The organism is Paraburkholderia sp. SIMBA_053, assembly GCF_046534895.1.
GTDB lineage: Bacteria > Pseudomonadota > Gammaproteobacteria > Burkholderiales > Burkholderiaceae > Paraburkholderia > Paraburkholderia caledonica.
The window spans coordinates 1-244 of record NZ_JAWRXU010001473.1; the positions used below are offsets into that span (position 1 = coordinate 1).

Here is a 244-nt window from a genome sequence, read left to right on the forward strand (position 1 = left end):
CGGGGCGATAGTCGGCTGTCACGACGAACGGCCGCGTCTTGTCCATCGAACACCGCAACTGCACGAGATCCTGATAGCGGATGCGCCGCGAGCGCCGCAGTGCCACCAGACGCTTTGCGTTGCGCATGCCGATGCCCGGCACGCGCGCGATCATGCGTACATTCGCGCGATTCAGATCGACGGGAAAGCTCTCCCGATGACTCAGCGCCCACGCGAGCTTCGGATCGATGTCGAGCGCGAGATT

General features: G+C 63.9%; 1 pseudogene. It reads right to left on the reverse strand.

The features are described from left to right. A pseudogene (locus SB753_RS40510) lies at positions 1-244 on the reverse strand (biotin synthase); the annotation flags it as partial.